The sequence below is a fragment of the Paraoerskovia marina genome, assembly GCF_900105445.1.
GTDB lineage: Bacteria > Actinomycetota > Actinomycetes > Actinomycetales > Cellulomonadaceae > Paraoerskovia > Paraoerskovia marina.
In genome coordinates, this window is sequence record NZ_LT629776.1 from 2555107 (window position 1) to 2581098 (window position 25992).

Consider the following 25992-nt stretch of genomic DNA (forward strand, 5'->3'; position numbering starts at 1 on the left):
AGCCTGCCGCTACACGCCCGGCGCGATCACGCCGAACACCGCGAGGACCACGGCGAACAGGGAGTACGTCGCGATGTCGAAGGTCCGCCCACGGATCATGATGCCGACCGGCTCGGCGTAGCGCGCCCGGATCACCGCGCCGAGGCCGGCGGTCGCGGCCAGGACGAAGACCCCGAGCCGCCCGTCGACCGCCACGGCCACCAGCGTGGAGACGACGACGCCCGCGACCATCACCCACATCGCCGTGGGGGTCGCACTGCGGGGGGCATGACCAGGACTGCTGTGCACAGGATGAGACTAGCCCCTCGGCCCCTGCGCACGGGGGTACGGTCGGTGCCGTGAGCTCCTCAGCCCCCGAGACCCTGCCCCCGCACCGGCTCGACTCGGTGCTCGTCATCGGCGCCGGACTGGCCGGCGCACAGACCGTCGCAGCGCTGCGCGGCCGCGGATTCACGGGCGAGATCACCCTGATCGGCGCCGAGGAGGTCGAGCCGTACGACCGACCGCCGCTCTCCAAGGAGCTCCTGTCGAGGCCCGAGCCCGCGTGGTTGCAGGACGAGCTCGGGGTGGACGTCCACGGCGGGGCGACGGCCCACCTCGGCGAGACGGTCGAGGTTCTGAGGCTCTCGGACGAGGACGTGCGCGTGTCCACCTCGGCGGGCAGGTCCGTGGCGGCCGACGCCGTCGTGCTCGCGGTCGGCTCGCGCCCGCTCAGGCCCTCCCACTGGGAGTCCGCCTCGCTCCTCCACACCGTCGACGACGCGGCAGCGCTGCGAGAACGACTCACGCCAGGTCATCGGCTCATCGTCGTCGGCGCCGGGTGGATCGGTGCCGAGGTCGCCGGGGTCGCCGCCGGCGCGGGCGTGCAGGTGACGGTCGTCGAGGCTGCCGAGACGCCTCTGTCGCGCCAGCTCGGCGACGTCGGCCGCCGCACCGTGCCCTGGTACGAGGAGGCCGGGGTCACCCTCCTCACGGGGGTCGGGGTCGACGCCGTCTCGGAGAGCGCCGTCCATCTGGTCGACGGGCGGGTCCTCGACGCCGACACCGTGCTGGCTGCGGTCGGGGCACGACCCGCGACCGGTTGGCTGGTCGGCACCGTCCCGGTCGACGACCGCGGCGCGATCGCGACCGACGACGTCGGACGGGCCCGGTTCCGGGGCCCGGGGGCCGGACGTGTCTGGGCCGTCGGGGACTGCGCGACGCGGCGCGACGACGTCCGCGGCGACGTCGCGGGAGGACACTGGTCGGCCGCGCTCCTGGACCCGGACCGCACCGCCGCCGCGCTCCTGGGCCAGGAGGTGCCCCCGACGGCCGCCCCGTACGTCTTCTCCCGGCAGCTCGGCCACGACGTCGCGGTGTTCGGCGAGCCGGACGCCCACGACGACGTGGTCTTCCGCGAGGGCGAGCACGGGTGGGCGGCTCTGTACCTCGACCCGACCGACGACGGACGCACCGACGACGAGGGAAACCCTGTGCGCGCCCTGCGCGCCGTCGTGCTCGCCGACGTTCCCCGGGAGATCAGCGGCGTGCGCAAGATCCTCGGCGCGGCCGCCACGCCCGACGTCGTCGTGTCCCGGGCGACGGACCCCTCCGTGCGATGGCGCGACGTCGTGGCACGCTGACGCTGCGCTCCCGCGTCCCCGCGACGTACGCCGCCTGAAGGTCGGGACCGGCGTCGTGGTGCTACGTCCGCGGGACGTCCCGTCGACGGAAGCCGACAAGGCCCGCCACGAAGAGCACGACGGCGATCGCGGCGAGCCAGGTCTCGGTCCACCCCGACACCGGGTCGCTCGGGACGCGTCCGACGGCGTGGACCGGGGACAGTGCGCGCGCCCAGTCGGGCAGGTCGAGCGTGTCACCGAGCAGGTCGACGACCACGACGTAGGCGAGCACGAGCCAGACGAACCAGGTCAGACGCGGCACCACCCCGACGACGCACACCCCGAGGCCCACGAGCACGAGCACGGCCGGGACGTAGGCCGCGGCCGCCACGACAAGGTCGCCCGCCGTCGCGCCGCCGTCGACCGTCCCCGTCAGGGAGACACCGACCCCGCCGACGAGCATCGTCACCGCGGCCCCGACGGCGACGACCGCACCGCGGGTCGCCAGCCAACCGACCCGTGACACGGACCGGGCGAGGACGGGTTCGATCCGTCCGGTCGTCTCCTCCGCCCGGATCTGGGCGACGCCCTGCCCGGCGAGTCCCAACGACATCAGCGCGACGAGCAGCAGGAGCATCGTCGAGTACTGGTCCGCGGCCTCCCCCTCGCCCAGGAACGCGCCGAGCTCCGGGTTCGCCGCGACCATCTCCGTGACGTCGTCGCCGAAGGTCCCGAAGACCGCGCCGACCCCGAAGGCCCCGACCGCCCACGCGACCGCGGCGGGCAGGTGCGCGCGGACCGCCAGCCCGAGGGACGAGCGTCCCCAGCGCGAAGCCCGCGCCGGTCCGGGCCGCCCGCCGAAGAACGCGGCGCCGAGGTCGCGGTTGCCGACCAGGACGAGGCCGGCCGTCGCGAGCGCCGCGGCGACCCCGAGCGCGAGCAGCAGCGGCCACGAGCGCGGGTCGGTGTCGAAGGGGCGGGTCTCCTGCTGCCACGCGAGCGGCGAGAGCCACTTCCACGCGTTCTCGTCGACGTTGCCGACGCCGCGGGCGACGAAGGCGATCCCGAGGAACGCCACGCCCACCGACGTGACGCGCGCACCGCGCCAGACGAACTGTCCGACGAAGATCGCGAGGGCCGCGAACACCATGCCGAGAGCGGTCAGGGACAGGGCGTACAGTCCGACGGCTCCGGCGTCGACGCCACCCGCGAGCGCCGTCGCGAAGATCCCGAGCCCTACGACGACGAACGCCGCCGTCGCGACGAGGAACGCGGAGACCCACGGTGCTCGCGCGCCGATCTCGCGCGAGCGCAGCAGCTCGAGCAGTCCGGACTCCTCCTGCGCGCGGGTCTGTCCCACCACGAGCGACAGTGCCATCAGCGGCAGGGCGATCGCCGCGATGAAGCCGAACTCGTTGGCGGTGACTCCCCCGAGGTTGGTGGCGCCGTAGGGGATGCCGTTGATCGCGGCGATCGTCGGGTCGCCGTCGAGCGTCGCACCGTAGGTCTCGAGGGCCTCGGCCGTCGGGTAGAGGCCGTCGATCGCGCCGAGGGTCGCGGCGTAGACGCCCACGATCCCGACGATCCACAGGACGAGCCGCAGCCAGCTCGTCCGGAGCTGAAGGGCGAGTACCGTGCCCAGGCCGCCGCGCCGACCGCTCACGCGTCCGCCTCGCTGTACTCGCTGAGGAACAGCTCGTCGAGGCTCGGGGGCCGCACGGTCAGCGAGACGAGTCCTGCGGCGACGACCGGGGCCATCACGTCGTCGAGGTGTGCGGGGTCGACCGTGAACTCGATCTCGTGCCCGGCGTCGACCGTCTCGCCGCGCCGGTCGGCAGCGCCGGGGAGGTCGGGGACCGCGGACCGGGTGACGGCGTGGACCGTCGTCCGGGCCAGGGTCCTGAGCTCGGTCACGGTGCCGGCGCGGACGGTCGCGCCCTTGCGGATGATCGACACGGTCGAGCACAGCGCCTCGACCTCGCTGAGGATGTGGCTGGAGAGCAGGACGCTCGTCCCCTGCGCGGCCCGTTCGGCGACGCACTCGCGGAAGACCTCTTCCATCAGGGGGTCGAGTCCCGAGGTGGGCTCGTCGAGCACGAGAAGGTCGGCCTCGGCGGCGAAGGCCGCGACGAGGGCGACCTTCTGCCGGTTGCCCTTGGAGTAGTCGCGCGACTTCTTGGTCGGGTCGAGGTCGAACCGCTCGATCAGCTCGTCCCGTCGCGCTGTGTCGACCGCGGGTCCCGACGCCCCGAGCACGTCGATGCACTGCCCACCGGTCAGGCTCGGCCACACGACGACGTCCCCGGGGACGTAGGCGAGCCGGCGGTGCAGCGCGACGGCGTCCGCCCACGGGTCCTGCCCGAAGAGCCACGCCGTCCCGCCGGTCGCGCGCATGAGACCGAGGAGGATCCGGATCGTCGTGGACTTGCCGGCCCCGTTCGGCCCGAGGAAGCCCCGCACCTCACCGGGTTCGAGACGCAGGTCCAGCCCGTCGAGCGCGCGGAAGGACCCGAAGGTCTTCACCAGCCCCTGGATGTCGATGACCGGTGCGTCCGCCACGTCGTCCTCCGTCCGCCCGACGGACCGTCCGCCGGGTCGGCCTCACCCTAGCGAGGACGGCCGCACCGCACACGGGACGGCACTGGGCACACGGGACGGCGCAGGGCACGGAGGACCGTGCCGTGCGCCGTCCCGTGGCGTCGCGGAGCCGCGTCAGTGCGCGAAGTGCCGTGTCCCGGTGAGGTAGAGCGAGACGCCCGCCGCCTCGGCGGCCTCGACCACCTCGGCGTCACGGACGGACCCTCCTGGCTGGACGACGGCCTTCACGCCCGCGTCGAGCAGCACCTGGAGCCCGTCGGCGAACGGGAAGAACGCGTCCGACGACGCGACCGCACCCCGGGCACGCTCGGCGCCGTCGGCCAGGGCGTTGGCCCGCTCGACGGCCAGTCGGCAGGAGTCGACCCGGTTGACCTGTCCCATCCCGACACCGACCGAGGCCCCGTCGGCCGCGAGGAGGATCGCGTTCGACTTCGCGGCCCGCACGGCACGCCAGGCGAACTGCAGGTCGGCGAGCGTCTCGACGTCAGCCGCCGGGCCGGCGGCGAGCGTCCACGTCTGCGGGTCGTCCCCCGCGGCGTCGACGCGGTCGACGGTCTGCACCAGCAGGCCTCCGCTGACCGGACGCGTCTCGACGGCGGCGTCGGGCCGGCCCTCCACCACGAGCAGGCGGATGTTCTTCTTCGCCGTGAGGATCTCGACCGCCTCGGGCTCGAAGCCGGGGGCGACGACGACCTCGGTGAAGACCCCGGCGATCTGCTCCGCCGCAGCCCGGGTCACCACGTCGTTCGCGGCGATGACTCCGCCGAACGCGGAGACCGGGTCGCAGGCGTGCGCGCGAGCGTGGGCCTGCGCGACGTCAGCGCCGACCGCGATGCCGCACGGGTTCGCGTGCTTGATGATCGCGACGGCCGGGCCCTCGTGGTCGTACGCGGCACGCCATGCGGCGTCGGCGTCGACGTAGTTGTTGTAGCTCATCGCCTTGCCGTGCAGCTGGGTGGCCTGCGCGAGCCCGGTCGAGCCGTCGGTCGCGCGGTAGAGCGCGGCCTGCTGGTGGGGGTTCTCCCCGTAGCGCAGGACGTCGGCCCGCTCCCAGGTGGCACCGAGCCACGCGGGAGTCTCGGCGGCGGGCGCGGGCTCGTCGGTGGCGGCCTCGGGTGCGACGACGCGTCCCATCCAGGACGCGACCGCGACGTCGTACTCCGCCGTGTGGACGAAGGCCTGGGCCGCGAGCGCCTTGCGCTCGGCGTAGGTGAAGCCCCCGGCCGTGGCGGCACGGGCGACGTCGTCGTACCGGGCCGGGCTCACGACGATCGCGACGCTCGGGTGGTTCTTGGCGGCGGCACGCACCATCGACGGGCCCCCGATGTCGATCTGCTCGACGCACTCGTCCGGGCCGGCGCCGCTGGCGACCGTCGCCGTGAACGGGTACAGGTTCACGACGACGAGGTCGAAGGGCTCGATGTCGAGCTCGGCGAGCTGGGCGAGGTGGTCGGGCTTGCGCGAGTCCGCGAGGATCCCGGCGTGCACACGCGGGTGCAGGGTCTTGACGCGACCCTCCAGGCACTCGGGGAATCCCGTGAGGTCCTCGACCCGGGTGACGGGGACGCCGGCGTCGGCGATCCGGCCGGCGGTCGACCCGGTCGAGACCAGCTCGACGCCCGCGGCGTGCAGGGCAGCGGCGAGCTCGGGCAGCCCGGTCTTGTCGTAGACGGAGAGCAGTGCGCGCCGGACCGGACGCCGGGTGTCGTCGGCGATCTGCTCGGTCGGGAGGCTGGGCGTGGCGGACATTGAGGGGCTCCTCTGGGTCGCGGTCGGGTCTGTCGACGGTCACGTCGACATGTCGGACCTTGGCGCCCAGGCGGACGACGCACCAGCAGGTCGATCGACCGCTCCCCGGTGGTCGATCCCACCTTCGCCAGTCGCGGTCGGCAGCAGTCTACCCGGCGCGTGGGACGACGACGCGACCGGCGGCTGCCGGACTAGCCGATCCGCGCGCGACCTTCTTCGACCGCCAGCCCCTCACGGGCCGCGCGGCCGACGGTCTCGACGAGGAGGGAGCGCTCCGCCACCTTGATCCGCTCGTGCAGTGTGGACTCGTCGTCGTCGTCGAGGACCGGGACGGCGGCCTGGGCGAGGATCGGCCCCGTGTCGACGCCGGCGTCGACCACGTGGACCGTGCACCCCGTGACCTTCACGCCGTAGGCGAGCGCGTCGCGGACCCCGTGCGCCCCGGGGAACGACGGCAGGAGCGCGGGATGGGTGTTGACGATCGAGAACCTGTCGACGACGACGGGCGAGAGGATTCGCATGAACCCGGCGAGCACCACGAGGTCCGGGCTGAACACGGCGATCGCCTCGGCGACGCCCCGGTTCCACGCAGGACGGTCCTCGAAGTCGCCGGGGACGACGACGGCGGTCGGCACCCCGGCCTCCTGCGCGAGGTCGAGGGCGCCCGCGTCCGGCCGGTCGGTGACGACGCCGACGACGCGCGCCCCGTAGGCAGGGTCGTCGTGCCGTGCCAGCAGTGCGGCGAGGTTGCTGCCGCCCCCGGAGACGAGGACGACGAGTCGGGTCGTGGCTGCGGCGTCGACGGTGTGGCCTGAAGGAGTGTGCACGGGATCAGGATTCCATATCGGTGCGGCGCTCCCACCAGGCACGGGCCGCGACGGTCAGCGCGGCCCCGATCAGGATCTCGGCGGCGACGAAGCCGGCGACGAGCAGCCCGTCGGCGCCGACCTCCGCCATCGACCCCGGGCCGACGGCCCCGGAGGCGAGGAGGACGAGCACGCCGACGATCAGCCCGCCGGTGACAGCCGTCGAGGCCACCGCGACGACCATCGTGGTGATCGACGGGACGGTGCCGTCGAAGAGACGCCGCCAGACGGCCAGGCCTGCCGGCACGCCGCACGCGACCACGAGGAGCGGGGCCCACGCCGCCACCGGCGACGCGGCGAACGAGCCGGGAAGCCCTCCGAGGAGCGGGACGGCCGGCAACGGGCCGAGCTGCTCCGACCCGGGCGCGAACGTCGCCGAGCCGATCGAGAACCCGGGACCCGCGAGCCAGGCCGAGGCGTAGAGGACGAGGTTCGGGACGACGGCGAGCTGGGAGAACGCGAGGATGATGCCGCCGACCGTGCCGGGTGCGAGACCGGCGATGATGTCCGAGCTGTCCGCCCTCCCGGCGACGGCCCAGCCGACGACGAGGATGCCCGAGAGTCCGAGGAGCATCCCGGTGGCGACGACGCCGCCGGTCAGGCCGGGCTGCACACCGCGCGGCAGGCGTCCGAGCCACGGGCGGACGAGCCCGCGGACCCCCGGAGCGTCAGGACGGGCCAGGATCCCGAGCCCCGCCCCGACTCCGCCGACCAGCAGCCCGCCCGCGAGGACGACGAAGACCCCCCATCCGGCCGAGGTCCGGGCCAGCAGGGCAATCGCGAACGTCCCGGCGGTGTAGGTCAGCGTCGCGAGCACCCAGGCGGTCACGCTCGTGTGCGCGGAGCGACGGGCCGAGACATAGCAGCAGAACAGGGCGAGCGCGGTCACGCCGAGCGGCACCAGCGTCAGCGTCGCCCCGGCCGTCCCGATCGGCATCCCGTGACCCAGCAGCCATGCGGCGACCCCCACGGTGAACGCCGTGGAGGTCGAACCGACCGCGGTCTCCCCCGCCGCCATATAGGCCACGACGGCGGGGAGGACGACGACGGTCAGGGAGAGGACGAGCGCCTGGAGCGACGCGACGACCCCGGACACCGCGTACCGGACGGTCGGACTCCCCGCTGCCGTCGCGTCGCCGCTGACGGTGCGTGTTCCTGCTCTACCTGTGCTCCGTGCCTGACTCACACCCCCATCGTCGCCGACAGGAGACCCGCACCTCGACCGGCGCGCCGAGACCTATCCCTTCACGGCCCCGTTCGTGAGTCCCGCCGCCATCTTGGTCTGCACGGTCATGAACAGGATGATCACCGGCAGCGCGATCAGCAGCGAGCCGGCCATGATCCCGCCCCAGTTGGTCGCCTGGTTGGCGCCGCTGAAGTACTGCAGCCACAGCGGGAGCGTCTGGTTGCCGTCGCTCATGACGACGAGCGCCAGGGTGTACTCGTTCCAGGCCGTGATGGTGGCGAAGATCGCGCCCGTCACGAGACCTGGACCGAGCAGGGGCAGGGTGATCCGGAAGAAGGCTGCGAACCGGGTGCAGCCGTCGATCATCGCCGCCTGCTCGAGCTCCTCGGGGACGCCGTCGACGAAGCCTTTCAGGATCCAGATGTTGAACGGCACGATGATCCCGATGTAGAGGATCGAGAGCCCGACGACGCTGTTGAGCAGGTTCCAGCCGTCGAGCATCTTGTACTGGGAGATGAACAGGGCCTCGGCGGGGATCATCTGGATCACCAGGATGCAGGCGATGATCGCCTTGCGCCCCCGGAAGCGGAAGCGCGAGATCGCCACCGCGGCGAGGAACGCCAACGACACCGCCACGATCACGGCGATGACCGTGACCTGCATCGACACCGTCATCGCCGACCAGAACCGGTCGTCCTGCAGCACCCCGGTGAAGTGCTCGAACGTCGGGCTCGTGTTGACGAAGGTCGGGGTCGAGGACCGGAACTCCGAGTTCGGCAGCAGTGCCGAGCTGATCATCCAGTAGATCGGGAAGAACCAGAAGAGCCCGATGACGACCGCGAACACGTCGGCCGCGTTGCGCGCGCGGCGGCCGCGCGGGCGCCGGTGTCGTTGATGCGCCCCCGGGGTGATGTGCTCCTGCGCGGTGTCGGACTTCCCGGCGGGCACGTGCGTCGTCGTGGTCATGCCGACATCTCCTTGTCGCTCTTGAACAGCTGGTGCACGTACGGGAGGGTCACGAGCACGGTGAGCACGAGCACGATCATCGCGGTCGCCGACGCCATGCCGAACTCGCCCTGCCCGATCCCGAGCCGGAAGATGTACGTGCCGAGCACGTCCGTCTCGTCCAGCGGTGCGCCGGCGTCCTGCAGGATCTTGATCTGGGTGAACACGCGCAGGTCCCAGATGATCTGCAGCAGGCCGATGAGGAACAGCACCGGGGCGATCATCGGGACGGTGATCCGGAAGAAGCGGGTCCAGATGCCCGCACCGTCGAGCTCGGCGGCCTCCTGCACCTCCTCGGGGACCTGGCTCAGTCCGGAGTACGCCATGAACGCGACGAGGGGCACCGACATCCAGATGATGATGATCGAGGCGATCGTGAGCATGCCGGTCGCCTGACCGAGCCAGTTGTAGTCGTCCGGCCAGGGCGGCAGGATGCGCTCGAGCGTCCAGTTGACGACACCGAACCGGGTGTCGAAGAGCAGCTGCCAGACGGTCAGCGACGAGACGATGGGGATCGACCAGACCAGGAGCAGGATCGTCTGGATGAAGATCCTGGCCCAGGTGGACATCCTCATCATCACGACGGCGAAGAACACCCCGATGACGATCGTGACGCCGGCCGTGACCAGGCAGAACACGATCGACCGCGCGAAGACCTCCCACGTGTAGGGGTCGCTGAGCACGGTCGCGAAGTTCTCGAAGCCGATGAACTCGGCCGGGGCGCCGAACTGCTGCTCGAGCCCGTAGTCCTGGAACGCGAGGACGACCTGGCGGACGAGCGGGTAGCCGAGAGCGAGAAGGACCGCGACCGCTGCACCGAGCAGGAGCAGGTACGGCAACGGGGACGTGGACCGCTCCCGTCGGGGCTCGGGCGGGGCGGACCGCTTCTCGGTGGCGGGGTCGGTGACGGGAGCTGCCACGGGTACCTCCAGTACGAGGCGGCAGGCGGGGGCTCTCGCCCCCGCCTGCCGGTGCGGGACTACTTGTTCAGCAGCTCTTCCATGCGGGCGTCCGTGCTCTCGACGACCTCGGCGGGGTCGTCGCCCCGCGCGATGGCCTTCCAGAAGTCCTTGTCGAGGTTCTCGCCCTCGACCAGGGCCCAGTACTGGGCCGGCGGGGTCAGCTGCGAGTTGGCGGCGACCTCGGCCAGCAGGGCTGCGTTGTCGGCCGTGCCCTGGGCGTCGGCGAACGTCGTGTTGCCCGGGACCCAGCCGTTCTGGGCCATCATGATCTGGAAGTCGTCGGAGTACAGCAGGTCCATGACGCTCGCCGCGAGGTCCTTGTTCTGGCTCTTGGCGGCGATTCCGAGGTTCGACCCGCCGGCGAAGGTCTTGCCGAGCGAGCCGTCCTCGAGGCCCGGGACGGCGAAGACGCCGACCTTGTCGTTCTCACGCAGGTCCTCGGCGATGTTCGGGAACGACCAGGTCAGGCCCGAGAACATCGCGACACGACCCTCGTTGAAGTCGTTCCACGGCTCCTGGGCGGCGTCGACGGAGTCCTCGGCACCGAGCACACCGGCCTCGTAGAGCTCGGCGACCTGGTCGATCGCCTCCATGGACTCGGCGCTCGAGAGGTTGCCGACCCACTGGTCGCCCTCCTGGACCGCGTACTGCCCGCCGTGGGTGTAGAGCCATGCCTCGAGGGTGTGCTGGTCGACACCGGCGATGTACGCGCCCTTGAAGTCCTCGACGTCGTCCGGGTTCGCCTCGGTGAGCGTCGAGACGACCTCGGTGAAGTCGTCGAGCGACGTCGGCGGCTCCACGCCGGCCTTCTCGAACGTCTCCGTGTTGTAGTAGAAGATCCGCGACCCGGCGTAGAACGGGACGGTGTAGACCTTGTCGTCGACGGAGCCGACGTCGATGAAGGACTGGATCAGGTCGTCACCACCCCACCCGTCGACCTTGTCCGTGACGTCGGTGAACGCGCCGACCGCGGTGTAGGTGGGCGACTGCGTGTTGCCGACCTCGACGATGTCCGGGGTCTGCGACTCCGAGGCCATCGCGGTCTGGATCTTCTCCACGATGCCGTCCCACTGCTGGATCTCGATCGTCAGGGTCGAGCCCTCGTTCTGTGCCTCGAACTCGTCGACGAGCCAATCCTGCGCCTCGTCCGGCACCGAGCCGTCCATGAACCAGACCTTGAGGTCTCCGGTCTCGCCACCGCCGTCGGCGGCGGCGTCACCGTCGTCGCTGCTGCTGCATGCGGTGAGGACCAGGGCGGCCGACGCGGCCAGTGCGCCCAGGCGGGCGGTACGGGTGAGCTTCACGTTGTTCCCCTTCAAGCACAGTGGCGTCCGGGCGAGGACCGGACGGCGCGCCTGACGACGCGACCTCGCCGACAGAACGTGGTGCAGATCACTGTCGGCGCGTACCCAGAGTGCCATAGGTAGGACTGTTTGCTAAAGACTCCTGCGAAACGTTACCTGACCGCAACCTCAGTGAAACAGGACACAAGCCGACGGGTAGCCGCCGCTCGGCGTCCGGGCACAGATGCACGACGGCGCCCGCCCCCCTTCCGGGGGACGGGCGCCGTCGTGAGTCCGGCTACGCCGGTCAGAGTTGCGTCAGGAGAGGATCTCGCGCATGAGCTCGGCCGTCGCGGACGGCGTCTTGCCGACCTTGACCCCGGCGGCCTCGAGGGCCTCCTTCTTGGCCTGCGCCGTACCCGAGGAGCCGGAGACGATCGCGCCGGCGTGGCCCATCGTCTTGCCCTCGGGGGCGGTGAACCCGGCGACGTAGCCGACGACCGGCTTCGTCACGTTCTCCTTGATGTAGGCCGCGGCCCGCTCCTCGGCGTCGCCGCCGATCTCGCCGATCATGACGATCGCCTCGGTGTCGGGGTCTGCCTCGAACGCTGCGAGCGCGTCGATGTGCGTCGTCCCGATGACGGGGTCGCCACCGATACCGACGGCGGTCGAGAAGCCGAAGTCCTTCAGTTCGTACATCATCTGGTAGGTCAGCGTCCCGGACTTCGAGACGAGCCCGATCTTCCCGGGGCCGGTGATGTCGGCCGGGATGATGCCGACGTTCGACTTCCCGGGGCTGATGATGCCCGGGCAGTTCGGCCCGACCAGGCGCACGCCCTTGGCCTGGGCCAGGGCGAAGAACTCCGCGGAGTCCGCGACCGGGACACCCTCGGTGATGATGACGACCAGCGGCATGCCGGCCTCGATCGCCTCGACGACCGCGGCCTTGGTGAAGGCCGGCGGCACGAAGATCACGGACACGTTGGCGCCCGTCGTGGCGATGGCGTCGGCCACCGACCCGAACACCGGGACGTCACCCTGCTCGAAGGTCACTGACGTGCCGGCCTTGCGCGGGTTCACGCCGCCGACCACGTTCGTGCCCGAGGCCAGCATCCGCGTGGTGTGCTTCTGCCCCTCGGACCCGGTCATGCCCTGAACGATGACCTTGGAGTCCTCGTTGATGAAGATTGCCATGTCTCTTAGTTCTCTCTCGTCTCGGGCCGGTCTCAGGCGTTCGCGGCGGCGGCAGCGGCGTCGGCGCCACCGTCCATGGTCTCGGCGAGCGTGACGAGGGGGTGGTTCGCCTCCGCGAGGATGCGGCGACCCTCCTCGACGTTGTTGCCGTCGAGGCGCACGACGAGCGGCTTGTTGGCCTCGTCGCCGAGGATCTCGAGCGCCTGCACGATGCCGTTCGCCACGGCGTCGCACGCGGTGATCCCGCCGAAGACGTTGACGAAAACGCTCTTGACCTGCTCGTCGCCGAGGATGACGTCGAGACCTGCGGCCATCACCGCGGCCGAGGCGCCACCGCCGATGTCGAGGAAGTTCGCCGGCTTCACGCCGCCGTGGGCCTCGCCCGCGTAGGCGACGACGTCGAGGGTGCTCATGACGAGACCCGCGCCGTTGCCGATGATGCCGACCTCACCGTCGAGCTTGACGTAGTTGAGGTCGTTCTCCTTGGCCTTCGCCTCGAGCGGGTCGGTCGCCGAGGCGTCCTCCAGCTCGGCGTGCTCGGCGTGGCGGAAGCCCGCGTTCTCGTCGAGCGTGACCTTGCCGTCGAGCGCGACGATCCGGCCGTCCTCCGTCTTGACCAGCGGGTTGACCTCGACGAGGGTCGCGTCCTCCTCCGAGTACACGGTCCAGAGCTTCTGGATCGTCTCGGCGACCTGGTCCTTGACGTCCGCCGCGAACCCGGCGGCCTCGACGATCTCCGTGGCCTTCGCCGCGTCGATACCGACGATCGGGTCGACGGCGACGCGTGCGAGTGCCTCGGGGCGCTCGACCGCCAGCTGCTCGATCTCGACACCGCCCTCGACGCTCGCCATCGCGAGGTAGGTGCGGTTCGCCCGGTCGAGGAGGACCGAGAAGTAGTACTCCTCGGCGATCTTCGCGCCCTGGGCGATCATCACCCGGTGGACCGTGTGGCCCTTGATGTCCATCCCGAGGATCTCCGACGCCTTCTCCTGCGCCTCGTCCACGGAGTGGGCGAGCTTCACGCCGCCCGCCTTGCCACGCCCGCCGACCTTGACCTGGGCCTTGACGACCACGGTCCCGCCGCCGAGCTTCTCTGCGCCTGCACGAGCTTCCTCGGGGGTGGTCGCAACCACGCCCCCCAGCACGGGCACGCCGTGCTTCTCGAAGATGTCGCGCGCCTGGTATTCGAACAGGTCCACCCTGCTGCGTCCTTCCGGTTGACTAGCCCTTGCCGGCTTCATAATGTCTCTCGACGTCGAGAGACCTTCGTACAGGGTATCCCGCAGACCGGCCCAGCCGAACCCCGGGAGGACGGTTGCCGTGTTCTGTCGGCCACAGTTGGGCGCCACAGAGGGCCCGGGCCGGCGCGCCGCCGGTGTACCGACGTGCTTCACTCGTGCCCGTGAGCACCTCTGACGGACGACGCCAAGGCCCTGCAGACCCCTCCGCCCCTCCGGCGGTGCGGGCCCGCGAGACATGGGTGGTCCTCGGCCTGGCGGCGCTCGTCGGAGCCCTCTCGGCGGTCGGCGCGACGGTGTACTCCTCTCTCGTGCACGAGACGGAGGCGCTGCTCTGGGACACGCTCCCCTCGTCCTGGGGCGCCGACGTGGTCCCGGCCTGGTGGGTCTTTCTCGTCCTGGGCACCGGCGCGGTCGCGGTCTGGGGCGCCAAGCACCTGCACGGGCACGGCGGGCACCACCCGCTCGGCGGGCTCGCGTTCGACATCACGCCGCGCCAGCTCCCGTCCACGCTCCTCGCCGCCTTCGCGACGCTCGTCTGCGGTGCCGTCGTCGGGCCGGAGGCCCCGCTCCTGGCGATCGGCACGAGCATCGGGTTCGTCGCCGTGGCACGCGCGCGGTCCGACCGCGCGAAGATCCTTGTGATCGCGGGCGCCGCCGCCGCGCTCGGGGTCGTCATGGGCAACCCCCTGGTGACCGTCTTCCTGATCCTCGAGGCCGCCCTGCTGATGCCCGGCAGCAAGTCTCCGCAGCCGCTGACCCAGCTGCTCCCGGTCCTGGTCGCGCTCGGCACCGGATACCTGGTGCACGTGGGGATCGCGGACTGGCCCGGGATGAGCTCGCACCCCCTGGACGCCGGCGACCTCGGCACGTACGGGACCGTCGACCCGACCGACCTGGCCGTCGGCGCCGTGGTCGCGCTGGCCGCAGGCGCACTCGTGATCGCCGCGACACGCTCGGCAGAGACCCTCCGCCCGCTGGCCGACCGTCACCCCCTGCCCGTGATCCTGGGCGGCGGCCTCCTGATCGCCGCGATCGCCGTCGTCGCACGCGCGATCTCGGGCGAGGACGTCGACACCGTCCTGTTCTCGGGTCAGAGCACGATGTCCGCACTGACGGACGCGGGCGCGCTCGCCCTCGTGGTGATCGCGGTCGCCAAGGCCGCGGGCTACGCGATCAGCCTCGGGACGGGGTTCCGGGGCGGGTCGATCTTTCCTGCGGTATATCTCGGCATGGCCGTCGGTGCCCTCGGGTCCTTCGTCCCCGGCGCGACCCTGCCCGGCCTGGTGGCCTGCGGGATCGCGGCCGGAGCGGCGGCGACGCTCGGCATGCCGCTGACGTCGACGATGCTGGCCGTGCTCCTGACGGCGAGCGCCGGGCCTGCCGTCACCGTGACCGCGATTCTCGGCGCGGTGATCGGGGTGATGCTCAAGGTGTGGCTGGACCGTCGTCGGGCCGGCGTGCGTCCCGACCTCCCGGGCGTCGACGACGACCTGTCGCTCCGACGGACGGGCACGCGGGAGAGCTGAGCGCGCAGGCCTGCCGCAGACCTGGTCAGCCGTCGCTCGCGAGCCCGCGGATCGCGTCGTCGAGCACGTCCGCGTAGACGTCGATCCCCTCCAGGTTCGGGTGTGTCCTGTCTGCGTGCAGCAGCCCTGGCTCGGCGCGCACCGCACCGTTCCAGTCGGCCACCACCACGTTGGGGCGGGACTCGGCCAGGGCGGCGAGCGCGTCGTTCGCCTCGGGGACCCAGTAGCTCACCCCGACGGAGTTGACCAGGACGACCGCCCGGTCCGGCCCGATCGTCGCCAGGGACTCGTCGAGCGCCTCCGTCGACCCGTCGAACTGGAACCCTCCGTTGGTCCCGAAGTTGAGCACGACGACGTCCCGCAGCTCGCCGGCGTCGGCCGCCTCGCGGAGGAGCGCCGGAGCATCGAGCCACTTGCGGATGGGTTCGGCGTCGATCGCGATCCCGGGGAAGCGCTCCAGGACGGCGGGGGCCGCCCCGGAGAGCACGGAGTCGCCGAACGCGGAGACCTGGGTGCCGTCGACGACGCCGTCGACGAGGAGCTCGGCCGACGCCGGCGGGTCGGCCTCGACGTCGGCGGCCGCGGCCACGGCCGCCGCACCGCGCTCGACCGCGAGCTGCGCCTCGGAGACGGCCGGCGCCGTCGCGATCACGACGCCCGACGCGACCAGCAACGTGGCGGCGACACCTGCCGTCGTCCGCCGGGCGAGCAGCGCCGGGGTGACGGTGTCGCCGCGACGTCCGAGGCTGCCGCGCAGGCGCAACCAGGTCGCACGGAACCCGTCGCGACGCACCGGGGTCTCGACCCACCGGTAGGACACGGCCGCGAGCGCCACCGTGACTCCCAGCGCGACCACCGTGCCCCGCCACCAGACGACGGTCCCCGGCTGGGCACCGACCAGGTCGTCCACGAGCAGGATCACGGGCCAGTGCCAGAGGTAGAGCCCGTACGACCGCTCACCCACCCACCGCAGCCCGCGGGCGTCGAGCAGGCGGACGAACGGGGTTTCGCCGGCAGCGGTCGCGTCCGCGCAGGCAGCGACGAGCACCACCGCACAGAGGGACCCGAGGACGATGCCGCCCCGGTAGGTGAACGTCGCTCCGCTGTGCAGGGTCAGGACGAGGACCGTGAGCCCGAGGGCCGCGACGACGGGCGCCCAGGTCCGCAGGTGACGACCCACGGCCCCGGGCAGACCCGCGCCGTCGAGGAGTCGCGGGTGCGTGACCCACCAGAACGCGGCCGCGCAGCCGAGGAGCAGGCCGAAGACGTGCGTGTCGGTGCCGTAGTAGACGCGGGTCGGGTCGCCGCCGGGGACCACCAGCACAGCCATCAGCAGGGCCGAGAGCGCGGCCCCGGCGAGGGCGACCGCGGCCCGCGCGCGCATGGTCGGCACGAGCGCCACCAGGGCGGCCAGCACGACGGGCCAGAGGAGATAGAACTGCTCCTCGATCGCGAGCGACCAGAAGGTCTGGAAGAGGACGGGGGCGCTCTGGTCGAAGTAGCTGGACCCCGCGGCGATCTCCACCCAGTTGCTCGTGAACGTCGCCGCGCCGAAGACCTGACGGCGGATCCCGACGAGGAAGTCGGGCTCGACGACGCGGGCCGCGAGCACGGACACGACGACGACGAGCGCGAGGGCCGGCAGCAGGCGGCGGGCGCGGCGACGCCAGAAGCGGAGGAGGTCCAGACGCCCGTCCCTCCGCAGGTCGCGCAAGAGCAGCGCCGTGATGAGGAATCCGCTGACCACGAAGAACATGTCGACGCCGAGGAACCCGCCCGGAAGGGCCGCGGGCGTGACGTGATAGCCGACGACGGCCACGACCGCGAGGGCCCGCAGGCCGTCGAGCCCGCGGATCCGCCCCCGGGCAGGCCCGTCGCGGCGCGGGCCGTCGGCGCGCACGCCGGAGGTCGGGCGGGCTTGCGTCGGTGCGGACACTGCACACCTCCGGTGCGCTCGTCGGGCCCGGACTCCCGGACTCCCCAGGTTCAGACCTCACGCTAGGGCGTGGACCGCGGGCACCGGCGACGACACGACGACGCCCGTGCGGCTTTCGTCGAAACCTGACCCCGGCGGCGCTAGGGCGTGTCCGGTGAATCGCGGAGCCAGAGGATGATGGCGGCGATGGTGAGTTCGGAGCGGTAGTAGGCGGCGCGTTTGGTGTAGCGGGTGGCCAGGGCGCGGAACTGTTTGAGGCGGTTGAAGCAGCGTTCGACGACGTTGCGGCCCTTGTATGTTTGGGCGTCGAAGGCGGGCGGGCGTCCGCCTCGGGTGCCGCGGCGGAGTCGGTGGGCGGCGTGGTCGGCCTTCTCGGGACTGGTGAACGCGATGCCCCGGGCGCGTAGTGCTCGTCGGGTGGCGGGGCTGGAGTAGGCCTTGTCGGCCAGCACTCGGTCCGGGCGTTTGCGGGGCCGCCCCGGCCCGTCTCGGTGGACGTTGACCTGCTCGAGCAGCAGCAGTTGCGGGTTGTCGCCGGACTGCCCAGGGGTCAAGATCACGCTCATCGGCAGCCCGCGGCCGTCGGTCGCGAGATGGATCTTGGACGTCAGTCCGCCGCGCGAGCGGCCGAGTGCCTCACCGTCGAGGGCGAGGTCCTCGACCCACGCGGTCTTGCAGCCCCCTTTTTCCGCCCACCAGCCGCGTGCTGGTGAGCCCGAACGTGGGTGGAGTCGACCGAGAAGGTCCACTCCACAACTCCGACCGCGTCGTCCTTGACGATCACATGGCTAAGGATCTTGTCCCACGTGCCGTCCGCGGTCCAGAGTCGTAGCCGCTCGTGCGCCGTCTTCCACGGTCCGTACTTCACCGGCACCTCACGCCACGGCGCCCCGGTCCGCAACCGCCACAAGATCGCGTTGATCACCTGCCGATGATCACGCCACCGCCCACCACGACCGGTCGCGACCGGCAACAACGGCTCGATCCGCGCCCACGCCGCGTCTGTCAGCTCACCACGCCCCACACCCACAACCCGGACATTACCGGACACATACCAAGAACATTCGCAGGACAGGCCCTAGGGCGTCGGATCACCAAACGTCACCAGGTCACAGTTCGATAACGCTTGCGCTTCTGCTGTAACTACTCCGCACATGGCGGCGATCTACCTTGCGACGGCCGCGATGGACGCCGCCGTTCACAGGCAAGGGAGTCAACAGCAATGACGCGCTTCACCTCGAACTTGGTCGTCCGATCTCGGGCTGTGACCATGGCCGCAGCCGTCGGCCTGCTCGCGGCCATTGGCATGGCAGGTGGTAGTTTGGTCGCGGCCGCTTCGGAACCCACCGCGCCACCGGTGCCGGATGACACTGTGGCCATCTCGGTGATCGGTGATCTGCCGGATGGAGAGTTCGACCTCCAGGATCTGCAGAACGTCGGCGTGAGCGAAGGGCAGGTCGCCATGATCTCTGAGGGCCAGGAACCAGTCGCGGCGATGGCCGGCATGGCCATGGCAGCAGACCCGAACAACCCGTACCAGATCATGGCCACCTGGTCGGACAGCAAGGGCAGGGCACTCGCTATGCGTTGGGGGAGCTCGTCATGGGGGTGGTTGAAGGTCAACAACAAGCACAACCTCACCACCGCCGCCGTGCGGACGACGACGAAGTACCCGAAGGAGCGCAAGGTCGAGAGCGCCAGCTCGATCAGGTATCGGACGCCTGTGCACCGGGTCGAGTGCAAGCTCTGGGGGTTGTCCTGCAAGGTGGTGGAGACAAAGACTGTGCGGGTGGTCGCGAACCCGACCAAGCTCAGTGACGGCAAAGCGAAGGGCATCATCACCGCCTACTGCGAGGGCGTGACGTGGTGCCCCAACTGGGTCAAGAACGCCATCAACGCCTGAACCCGCTGAAGGGAAGCACCATGATCGTCGAAGCCCCGACCTTGTTGGGCGCAGTCAACGAAGGGTTCAGAACCGCGTCCACGGGTCGCGAACTCGGCCTGCAGAGCGCCGACGTCGATGACGCGACCCTGATCGTGGTGTTCTCGGGCTCCGCTGAGGACCGTCGCGGCCCTTTCGGCGCGAGGATCTCCATCCCACGGGATGCGTCCGATCCAGAGTGGACGCGATGGGGAGTGGTCAGCGGACTCGAGGAGTGGGTCATGTACGCGGTTGTCCAGCGGATCGCCGAGGAGTATCTGACTGGCGGCGCGGAACGTGGCAGCCGCGACGCGGACGGGACGCTCTGGCTTCAGTTGTCCTAGCGGCGGCTGACGGCTGAGGCCCACACCCAGGCGAAGCCCTCGCGTCCTGCGCGATCGATGTATCGCACGTACACGGCCCGTGGGGTCCAGGCGAGGGCTTCGCCGTTTGCTTTGAAGGATCGGCCGCGCCCGTCGGTGATCCATGCTGTCACCGGGACGGGGTCGTCGGGGCGGGTCGGTTTCTCAGGGCGGGCCTGAGGTGGGACATCGGTGGCGAAGTCCCGCATGGCAACTCGTTCGATCCCGCTAGCGCCCACCGAACGTCGACTGGGCGTGTCCGGTGAATCGCGGAGCCAGAGGATGATGGCGGCGATGGTGAGTTCGGAGCGGTAGTAGGCGGCGCGTTTGGTGTAGCGGGTGGCCAGGGCGCGGAACTGTTTGAGGCGGTTGAAGCAGCGTTCGACGACGTTGCGGCCCTTGTATGTTTGGGCGTCGAAGGCGGGCGGGCGTCCGCCTCGGGTGCCGCGGCGGAGTCGGTGGGCGGCGTGGTCGGCCTTCTCGGGACTGGTGAACGCGATGCCCCGGGCGCGTAGTGCTCGTCGGGTGGCGGGGCTGGAGTAGGCCTTGTCGGCCAGCACTCGGTCCGGGCGTTTGCGGGGCCGCCCCGGCCCGTCTCGGTGGACGTTGACCTGCTCGAGCAGCAGCAGTTGCGGGTTGTCGCCGGACTGCCCAGGGGTCAAGATCACGCTCATCGGCAGCCCGCGGCCGTCGGTCGCGAGATGGATCTTGGACGTCAGTCCGCCGCGCGAGCGGCCGAGTGCCTCACCGTCGAGGGCGAGGTCCTCGACCCACGCGGTCTTGCAGCCCCCTTTTTCCGCCCACCAGCCGCGTGCTGGTGAGCCCGAACGTGGGTGGAGTCGACCGAGAAGGTCCACTCCACAACTCCGACCGCGTCGTCCTTGACGATCACATGGCTAAGGATCTTGTCCCACGTGCCGTCCGCGGTCCAGAGTCGTAGCCGCTCGTGCGCCGTCTTCCACGGTCCGTACTTCACCGGCACCTCACGCCACGGCGCCCCGGTCCGCAACCGCCACAAGATCGCGTTGATCACCTGCCGATGATCACGCCACCGCCCACCACGACCGGTCGCGACCGGCAACAACGGCTCGATCCGCGCCCACGCCGCGTCTGTCAGCTCACCACGCCCCACACCCACAACCCGGACATTACCGGACACATACCAAGAACATTCGCAGGACAGGCCCTAGAGCAGCGTCACCGGCGAGTAGCGCAGCAGGAGCCGCTTGGTGCCGTCTGCGCCGAAGTCGATCTTGGCGACCGCGTTCGTCCCCGACCCCTCGACGCCGACCACCGTGCCGAGCCCGTAGGCGTCGTGCGTGACGCGGTCGCCGATCGAGAGCGACGGGATCGCGCCGTCGGCGTGCGGCTGCTTGCGCGGCCCCGCCTGGGCGGCGCGCTGCCGCGCGATCTGGTCGATCTCCGACTGCGAGTACCCGCTCGAGCCCGACGAGCGCTGCCCGGAGCCTGCACCCCGCGACCCCGCTCCCCAGCCACCACGTCCGCCACCGACGAACCCCCCGGCACCCCGCAAGGTCTGCGTCGCCGACTCGGCACGCCGCCAGTCCCAGAGCTCGTCGGGGATGTCGTCGAGGAACCGGCTCGGCGGGAACTCGTTGGGGGTGCCCCACGCGGACCGCACGGCCGCGCGGGAGATGTACAGGCGCTCGCGGGCCCGGGTGAGGCCGACGTAGGCGAGCCGACGCTCCTCGCTGAGCTCGGCGTCGTCGTGCAACGAGCGCATGTGCGGGAACCCGCCGTCCTCCATGCCGGTGAGGAACACGACCGGGAACTCCAGGCCCTTGGCCGTGTGCAGGGTCATCAGGGTCACGACGCCGGGGTCGACCGTCGGCGTACCCTCGTGCCCCGCGTCGTCCGCGGACGGGATCTGGTCGGCGTCGGCGACGAGCGAGACGCGCTCCAGGAAGTCTGCGAGGTCCCCCTCGGGGTCGGCCTCGGAGAACTCGGTGGCCACGGCGTGCAGCTCGGCGAGGTTCTCCACGCGGCTGCCGTCCTGGGGATCCTCCGACCCCCGCAGCTGGGCGAGGTAGCCCGTCCGGTCGAGCACGTCCCCGAGGATCTCTGCGGGGGTGGCACCGGACTCCGCGAGCCGGGCGAACTCTCGCATCAGGTCGCGGAACTTCCGCAGGGGGTTGAGGGTGCGGGCCGTGATCCCGGGGATCTCGTCGCAGCGCTCGACGGCCGCCCCAAAGGAGATGCGCTCCGCGTCGGCGAACGCCGCGACGGTCGCCTCCGCCCGGTCGCCCAGTCCGCGCTTGGGCACGTTGACGACGCGACGGACGTTCACGTCGTCGTCCGGGTTGGCGATCGCGCGCAGGTACGCGACCGCGTCCTTGATCTCGCGCCGCTCGTAGAACCGGGTGCCACCGACGACCTTGTACGGGAGGCCGACCCGGATCAGGACCTCCTCGAGCGCCCGGGACTGGGCGTTGGTGCGGTAGAAGATCGCGACGTCGCCGGGTCGCACCCCGTGGTCGTCGCCCAGCGTGTCGATCTCCTGGGCGATGAAGCGCGCCTCGTGATGCTCGTCGTCCGCGACGTAGCCCGTGATCTTGGCGCCGTCCCCCGCGTCGGTCCACAGCTTCTTGGGGCGACGGTCGGGGTTGCGCGAGATGACGGCGTTCGCCGCGCTGAGGATCGTCTGCGTGGAGCGGTAGTTCTGCTCCAGCAGGATCGTGCGTGCGTTCGGGTAGTCCTCCTCGAACTCGAGGATGTTGCGGATGGTCGCGCCGCGGAACGCGTAGATCGACTGGTCGGCGTCCCCGACGACTGTGAGCTCGGCCGGCTCGAGCGCGACGGGCTCCCCCGGCGCCGGCGCACGGCCGGTCAGCTCCCGGACCAGGATGTACTGCGCGTGGTTCGTGTCCTGGTACTCGTCGACGAGGATGTGCCGGAACCGGCGCCGGTAGTGCTCGGCGACCGCCGGATGCTCCTGCAGGAGCCGCACGGTCGACATGATGATGTCGTCGAAGTCGACCGCGTGCGCCTGGACCAGACGCTCCTGGTACCGCGTGTAGACGTCGCGCAGCACCGGGTCCGCGTCCTCGCGGCCCGCGTACTCGGCCGGTCCCACGAGCTCGTTCTTGAGGTCCGAGATGCGGTTCGAGAGGGACCGGGCCGGGAACTTCTTGACGTCCAGGTCCTGCTCGCGGGAGACGAGGGTGATGAGCCGCTGGGCGTCTGCGGCGTCGTAGATCGAGAAGCTCGGACGCAGCCCGACCGTCTTCGCCTCCTTGCGCAGGATCCGGACGCACGCGGAGTGGAACGTCGAGACCCACATGTTCTTCGCGGCCGGGCCGACGAGGTCGCCGACCCGCTCGCGCATCTCCGCCGCGGCCTTGTTCGTGAACGTGATCGCGAGGATCTCCCCGACCCGCGCGCGCCGCGTCGCCAGGAGGTACGCGATCCGGTGGGTCAGCACCCGGGTCTTGCCCGACCCGGCGCCCGCGACGATCAGCAACGGGCTCCCGCCGTGCTCGACGGCCTCCCGCTGCTGCGGGTTGAGGCCGTCCACGAGCGCCTCGGGGTCGAGGTGGTCGAAGGGTCCGCGGTACGGGCCGCCCTGGTCGGCACCCGCGTAGGCCTCGTCGTACCCGTCGGGCACCTCCGCGTCCGGGACGTCGTCGCGCTGGAGCGCAGGCAGGCGTGCCAGGTCGTCGAGGCCGGGGAGCGGAAGGTTCTCGAAGAGCGATGTCATAGCCCTCCCAGGGTAGGTGAATCCACCGACGTCGCCGCCCCTCTCCGGGCGCGGCACACCCCGCGACGGTAGATTTCCGAGCACCCGGTCGCCGCACGGACCGGTAGCAACGGCGAGGAGGCACGGTTGAGGACCCACACACGCGTCGCCGGCCTCGTCGACGGCGTGCGCAAGCGGTTCGACCCGGTCACCATCAAGGGCGCGGCGATGATCGCCGTGGGACTCGTCGTCGTGCTCCTGCCGTCGATCAGCGTCAGCGTCATCTCCGCCCTCGTGGGCGTGGCGATCGCGGCCTCCGGTTGCCTCGACCTCTGGGCGTCCGTCGCCCGCACCAAGGGCCGCCGGGTTCGGCGGAGCATTCCGCGCCGGATCCTGCTCGGACTGCGCGGCGTGGGATCGCTCGTCGTCTCCCTCTTCTTCCTCGTCAGCACGCAGGGCGCGCTGAACCTCGTCGTGACCGGGTTCGGCGTCTACCTGTTCTTCCACGGGGTCATCGGCCTCGTGTCCGGGCTGGGCAGTCCGCGCGAACGAGTGGGCCAGCTCGCCGGCGGGGCGATGTCGACGGCGTTCGGGATCGTCCTCGTCGTCAACCCGTCGATCGCGTCCGAGGGTCTGATCCTCGCCGGTGCCACCGCCACCGCCCTGATCGGAGTCGTGGTGCTGGCCTACGGCATCCGCCACCGGGCCGGCTCCGGGTTCGCCCCGCTCGCCAACCCGAGCCCCACCGAGATCCTCTGGGCCTGGGTCAAGGAGGTCGAGGTCGGCGCGGACCGGCGAGCAGAGCTCGTCGAGTCGCTCTACGCCGAACCGCCGGACCGGACGGCCAAGGTCGTGGGCTGGTGGGTGATGCTGATCCTCAGCGTCTGCATCGCGACGTTCGCGGTGCTGCAGGACTCGACCGCCGTCGTGATCGGCGCGATGCTTGTCGCCCCGCTGATGGTGCCGATCCTCGGTCTCGCGGGCGCCCTCGTCAACGGGTGGGCCCGCCGCGCCGTCAGCTCGACGCTCTTCATCGTCGGGGGTGCGGCCGCCGCGATCGCGACGAGCGCGGCGATCTCCGCCTGGGCCCCCGCGGTGGCCGCGTTCGACACGAACTCGCAGATCACCTCACGCGTCAACCCGACCCTGCTCGACCTCCTGATCGCGCTCGCCGCGGGTGCCGCCGGCGCCTACGCGACCCTCGATCGGCGCGTCGGCTCCTCGATCGGCGGGGTCGCGATCGCCGTCGCCCTCGTCCCTCCGCTGGCCGTGGTCGGGATCACGGCGCAGGCCGGGCTGATGGACGAGGCCTGGGGCGCGTTCCTGCTCTTCCTGACCAACTTCGTCGCGATCGTGCTGGCGGCCTCGCTCGTCTTCGCGTTCGGCGGCTTCGCCAGCTTCAGGCCGGACCGCAAGCACGTCCAGAAGATCGCGCTGACCCTCGCACCGTTCGTCACCCTGGCGCTCGTCGTGTTCGTCCCCCTGCTCCTGACCACCGAGGGCCTGATCGCCCAGTCCGCCGACCAGAGCAGGTCGGAGGACGTGGTGGACGACTGGCTCGACGACGCCGACACGGACCTGGCGCTCGTGGACGTCTCTGTCGCGGACGACGTCGTCGAGGTCGACCTCGTCGGGTCCGACGACGCCCCCGACCCCGACGACCTGCAGAGCTCGTTGACCACTTCCCTCGGACGTTCCGTCGGCGTGACGATCTCGGTGACACCGACGGTGGTCACGCACGTCGACGCGGGATAGCGCAGCCGACGCCGGGCGTCACGTCTGGACGAGGCCCACGATCCACGCCGTGGTCGCGATCAGACCGGCGGCGAGCTCGACGAGGATCGAGATCCCGGTCGCCTTGAGCGCGACGACCGTGGCCTCCCAGGCCGCCCGGCCGTCCTTGCGCCGTACCAGCTCGGCCACCCACACCCCGGCGACGAACCCGATGAGCAGACCGACCACGGGGATCACGAAGAATCCCACGACGCCGGCCGCTCCTCCCCACCACATCGTCGAGGACGGGATGTCCTTGCTCACCATGTACTTGCCGGCGACCACGAACTTCACGACGGCGGCGATCAGGACGACCACCGCGGAGATCGCGAACACCGTCCAGGCGACCTGCCCGCCGGTGACGATCGCCCAGACGAGGACCGCGCCGAGGACGAGGAACGACCCCGGGATGACCTGGATGATCGTGCCGACGAGGCCGGCGAGGATCACGAGGCCGACGAGGACCTCGCCCCACGGGCTCATCGCGCCGACCCCCGCCGGGTGCTACGCATCAGACGAAGCGGCGACGACGATGTTGACGAGGACCAGCGCACCGATCGAGTGCTTCAGCGCCGGCGCGATCTTGTCGCCCTGCCGCTTGCCGACGAACGCCAGGACCGCGATCACGAGGGCGATGCCCAGCTTGATGCCGATCTTCGTCATGTTGAGGTCACCCTCGAGGAAGTCGCCCATCTCGGCGAGGCCGACCATGACGATGCCCGCGACCAGCGCCGTCGCCGCACCGTGGAAGACGCCCTTGTACAGGCCCGGGGTGCGCAGGCTGGCGAGGTAGCCGCCGAGGACGAGCGCCCAGCCGACGAAGTGCAGGACCGTGAACACGTTGTAGAGGAACTCCATGGCCCGATCCTAGTTTGCTGACGCCGGTGTCGTCTCCGGGGCGGGGCGAGGGCTATGTCACTCAGCCGCGTCCCGGGCGCCCTTCGCGACAATGTCCCACGATCCGGACCCCCTGTTTCCGCGGCACCGATCCGTCAGTAGTGTCATGAAACATGACCACGGCCCGGACGATCGACACCGCAGCGCTCCTCGACGCGCGCTCGATGTCGGCGTGCCCGGACAACAGCTGTCGCT

21 protein-coding genes, 1 pseudogene and 1 riboswitch are annotated in these 25992 nt (G+C 71.0%); of the genes and pseudogenes, 5 read left to right on the top strand and 17 right to left on the bottom strand.

What is annotated here, in order from left to right; translation table 11 throughout:
* Window positions 1–9: 9 nt before the first annotated feature.
* Complete coding sequence (locus tag BLU20_RS11595; RefSeq protein WP_157270454.1) at window positions 10–288, bottom strand: DUF3017 domain-containing protein; 279 nt, start codon at window positions 286–288, stop codon at window positions 10–12.
* A 50-nt stretch (window positions 289–338) separates the two neighbouring features.
* Here BLU20_RS11595 and BLU20_RS11600 point away from each other — a divergent pair, with 50 nt between their 5' ends.
* The gene (locus BLU20_RS11600; protein ID WP_231959212.1) at window positions 339–1622 is read left to right on the top strand and encodes an NAD(P)/FAD-dependent oxidoreductase; all 1284 of its coding nucleotides are present in this window, start codon (window positions 339–341) and stop codon (window positions 1620–1622) included.
* A gap of 61 nt (window positions 1623–1683) precedes the next feature.
* On the opposite strand, the gene BLU20_RS11605 is transcribed toward BLU20_RS11600, so the two are convergent.
* From BLU20_RS11605 to sucC, 10 genes are all read right to left on the bottom strand, one after another.
* Window positions 1684–3264, bottom strand: coding sequence for an ABC transporter permease (locus tag BLU20_RS11605; protein ID WP_083372614.1), 1581 nt, complete (start codon window positions 3262–3264; stop codon window positions 1684–1686).
* Window positions 3261–4160 (bottom strand): ABC transporter ATP-binding protein, encoded by a 900-nt coding sequence (locus BLU20_RS11610; protein ID WP_083372615.1) that lies wholly within the window; start codon window positions 4158–4160, stop codon window positions 3261–3263. Before BLU20_RS11610 ends, BLU20_RS11605 begins: the two co-directional genes overlap by 4 nt.
* A 153-nt stretch (window positions 4161–4313) precedes the next feature.
* Window positions 4314–5948: a bifunctional phosphoribosylaminoimidazolecarboxamide formyltransferase/IMP cyclohydrolase gene (gene purH, locus BLU20_RS11615; protein WP_083372616.1), complete on the bottom strand. Its 1635-nt coding sequence runs from the start codon at window positions 5946–5948 to the stop codon at window positions 4314–4316.
* A gap of 57 nt (window positions 5949–6005) precedes the next feature.
* Window positions 6006–6093: riboswitch (ZMP/ZTP riboswitch) on the bottom strand.
* Window positions 6094–6139: 46 nt separating this feature from the next.
* Entirely contained in the window at window positions 6140–6775 is a 636-nt protein-coding gene (gene purN / locus BLU20_RS11620) for a phosphoribosylglycinamide formyltransferase (RefSeq protein WP_083372617.1), read from the bottom strand.
* Window positions 6776–6779: 4 nt separating this feature from the next.
* On the bottom strand, window positions 6780–8000 hold the full coding sequence (locus BLU20_RS11625) for a cell division protein PerM (protein ID WP_157270456.1): 1221 nt from the start codon (window positions 7998–8000) through the stop codon (window positions 6780–6782).
* A 51-nt stretch (window positions 8001–8051) separates the two neighbouring features.
* Window positions 8052–8966, bottom strand: a complete 915-nt coding sequence (locus BLU20_RS11630; RefSeq protein ID WP_083372619.1) for a carbohydrate ABC transporter permease — start codon at window positions 8964–8966, stop codon at window positions 8052–8054.
* Window positions 8963–9925, bottom strand: coding sequence for a carbohydrate ABC transporter permease (locus tag BLU20_RS11635; RefSeq protein WP_083372620.1), 963 nt, complete (start codon window positions 9923–9925; stop codon window positions 8963–8965). The genes BLU20_RS11630 and BLU20_RS11635 overlap by 4 nt, the downstream gene beginning before the upstream one ends.
* A gap of 59 nt (window positions 9926–9984) precedes the next feature.
* The gene (locus tag BLU20_RS11640; protein ID WP_172829071.1) at window positions 9985–11271 is read right to left on the bottom strand and encodes an extracellular solute-binding protein; all 1287 of its coding nucleotides are present in this window, start codon (window positions 11269–11271) and stop codon (window positions 9985–9987) included.
* Window positions 11272–11568: 297 nt separating this feature from the next.
* A complete protein-coding gene (sucD, locus tag BLU20_RS11645) occupies window positions 11569–12444 on the bottom strand; it encodes a succinate--CoA ligase subunit alpha (RefSeq protein WP_029252268.1) in 876 nt (291 codons plus the stop codon).
* 32 nt (window positions 12445–12476) lie between these two features.
* Window positions 12477–13643, bottom strand: a complete 1167-nt coding sequence (sucC, locus tag BLU20_RS11650; RefSeq protein WP_029252267.1) for an ADP-forming succinate--CoA ligase subunit beta — start codon at window positions 13641–13643, stop codon at window positions 12477–12479.
* 203 nt (window positions 13644–13846) lie between these two features.
* Between sucC and BLU20_RS11655 the strand changes: the two genes are divergently transcribed.
* The gene (locus BLU20_RS11655) at window positions 13847–15211 is read left to right on the top strand and encodes a chloride channel protein (RefSeq protein WP_172829072.1); all 1365 of its coding nucleotides are present in this window, start codon (window positions 13847–13849) and stop codon (window positions 15209–15211) included.
* Window positions 15212–15236: 25 nt separating this feature from the next.
* On the opposite strand, the gene BLU20_RS11660 is transcribed toward BLU20_RS11655, so the two are convergent.
* Both BLU20_RS11660 and BLU20_RS11665 read right to left on the bottom strand, forming a co-directional pair.
* Complete coding sequence (locus BLU20_RS11660) at window positions 15237–17147, bottom strand: acyltransferase family protein (RefSeq protein WP_083372623.1); 1911 nt, start codon at window positions 17145–17147, stop codon at window positions 15237–15239.
* 140 nt (window positions 17148–17287) lie between these two features.
* A protein-coding gene (locus tag BLU20_RS11665; RefSeq protein WP_157270613.1) for an IS5 family transposase occupies window positions 17288–18171 on the bottom strand; the annotation gives its coding sequence in 2 pieces (ribosomal slippage) (window positions 17288–17788 and window positions 17791–18171; 882 coding nt in all).
* A 246-nt stretch (window positions 18172–18417) separates the two neighbouring features.
* On the opposite strand from BLU20_RS11665, the gene BLU20_RS11670 reads away from it, so the two are divergent.
* Together BLU20_RS11670 and BLU20_RS11675 are read left to right on the top strand one after the other, a co-directional pair.
* Window positions 18418–19050, top strand: a complete 633-nt coding sequence (locus BLU20_RS11670; RefSeq protein ID WP_157270458.1) for a hypothetical protein — start codon at window positions 18418–18420, stop codon at window positions 19048–19050.
* A 20-nt stretch (window positions 19051–19070) separates the two neighbouring features.
* Complete coding sequence (locus tag BLU20_RS11675) at window positions 19071–19412, top strand: hypothetical protein (protein ID WP_083372625.1); 342 nt, start codon at window positions 19071–19073, stop codon at window positions 19410–19412.
* Window positions 19413–19702: 290 nt separating this feature from the next.
* Here the strand turns inward: BLU20_RS11675 and BLU20_RS11680 are convergent.
* Together BLU20_RS11680 and pcrA are read right to left on the bottom strand one after the other, a co-directional pair.
* A pseudogene (locus BLU20_RS11680) lies at window positions 19703–20562 on the bottom strand (IS5 family transposase); the annotation flags it as partial.
* 54 nt (window positions 20563–20616) lie between these two features.
* Entirely contained in the window at window positions 20617–23148 is a 2532-nt protein-coding gene (gene pcrA, locus BLU20_RS11685) for a DNA helicase PcrA (RefSeq protein ID WP_083372626.1), read from the bottom strand.
* A gap of 126 nt (window positions 23149–23274) precedes the next feature.
* On the opposite strand from pcrA, the gene BLU20_RS11690 reads away from it, so the two are divergent.
* Window positions 23275–24882, top strand: a complete 1608-nt coding sequence (locus tag BLU20_RS11690; protein WP_083372627.1) for a DUF389 domain-containing protein — start codon at window positions 23275–23277, stop codon at window positions 24880–24882.
* An 18-nt stretch (window positions 24883–24900) separates the two neighbouring features.
* Here the strand turns inward: BLU20_RS11690 and BLU20_RS11695 are convergent, their stop codons facing one another.
* Window positions 24901–25383 carry a DUF456 domain-containing protein gene (locus BLU20_RS11695; protein WP_083372628.1) on the bottom strand — a complete coding sequence of 161 codons (483 nt, stop codon included), beginning with the start codon at window positions 25381–25383 and terminating at the stop codon, window positions 24901–24903.
* A 21-nt stretch (window positions 25384–25404) separates the two neighbouring features.
* Complete coding sequence (locus BLU20_RS11700) at window positions 25405–25758, bottom strand: hypothetical protein (protein ID WP_083372629.1); 354 nt, start codon at window positions 25756–25758, stop codon at window positions 25405–25407.
* Between the last annotated feature and the right edge of the window lie 234 nt (window positions 25759–25992).

Coding starts and splice junctions, on each gene's coding strand:
- purH (WP_083372616.1), bottom strand. CDS start 5,948: ATGTCCGCCACGCCCAGCCTCCCGACCGAGCAGATCGCCGACGACACC.
- BLU20_RS11630 (WP_083372619.1), bottom strand. CDS start 8,966: ATGACCACGACGACGCACGTGCCCGCCGGGAAGTCCGACACCGCGCAG.
- sucD (WP_029252268.1), bottom strand. CDS start 12,444: ATGGCAATCTTCATCAACGAGGACTCCAAGGTCATCGTTCAGGGCATG.
- BLU20_RS11670 (WP_157270458.1), top strand. CDS start 18,418: ATGGCCGCAGCCGTCGGCCTGCTCGCGGCCATTGGCATGGCAGGTGGT.
- BLU20_RS11675 (WP_083372625.1), top strand. CDS start 19,071: ATGATCGTCGAAGCCCCGACCTTGTTGGGCGCAGTCAACGAAGGGTTC.
- pcrA (WP_083372626.1), bottom strand. CDS start 23,148: ATGACATCGCTCTTCGAGAACCTTCCGCTCCCCGGCCTCGACGACCTG.
- BLU20_RS11695 (WP_083372628.1), bottom strand. CDS start 25,383: ATGAGCCCGTGGGGCGAGGTCCTCGTCGGCCTCGTGATCCTCGCCGGC.
- BLU20_RS11700 (WP_083372629.1), bottom strand. CDS start 25,758: ATGGAGTTCCTCTACAACGTGTTCACGGTCCTGCACTTCGTCGGCTGG.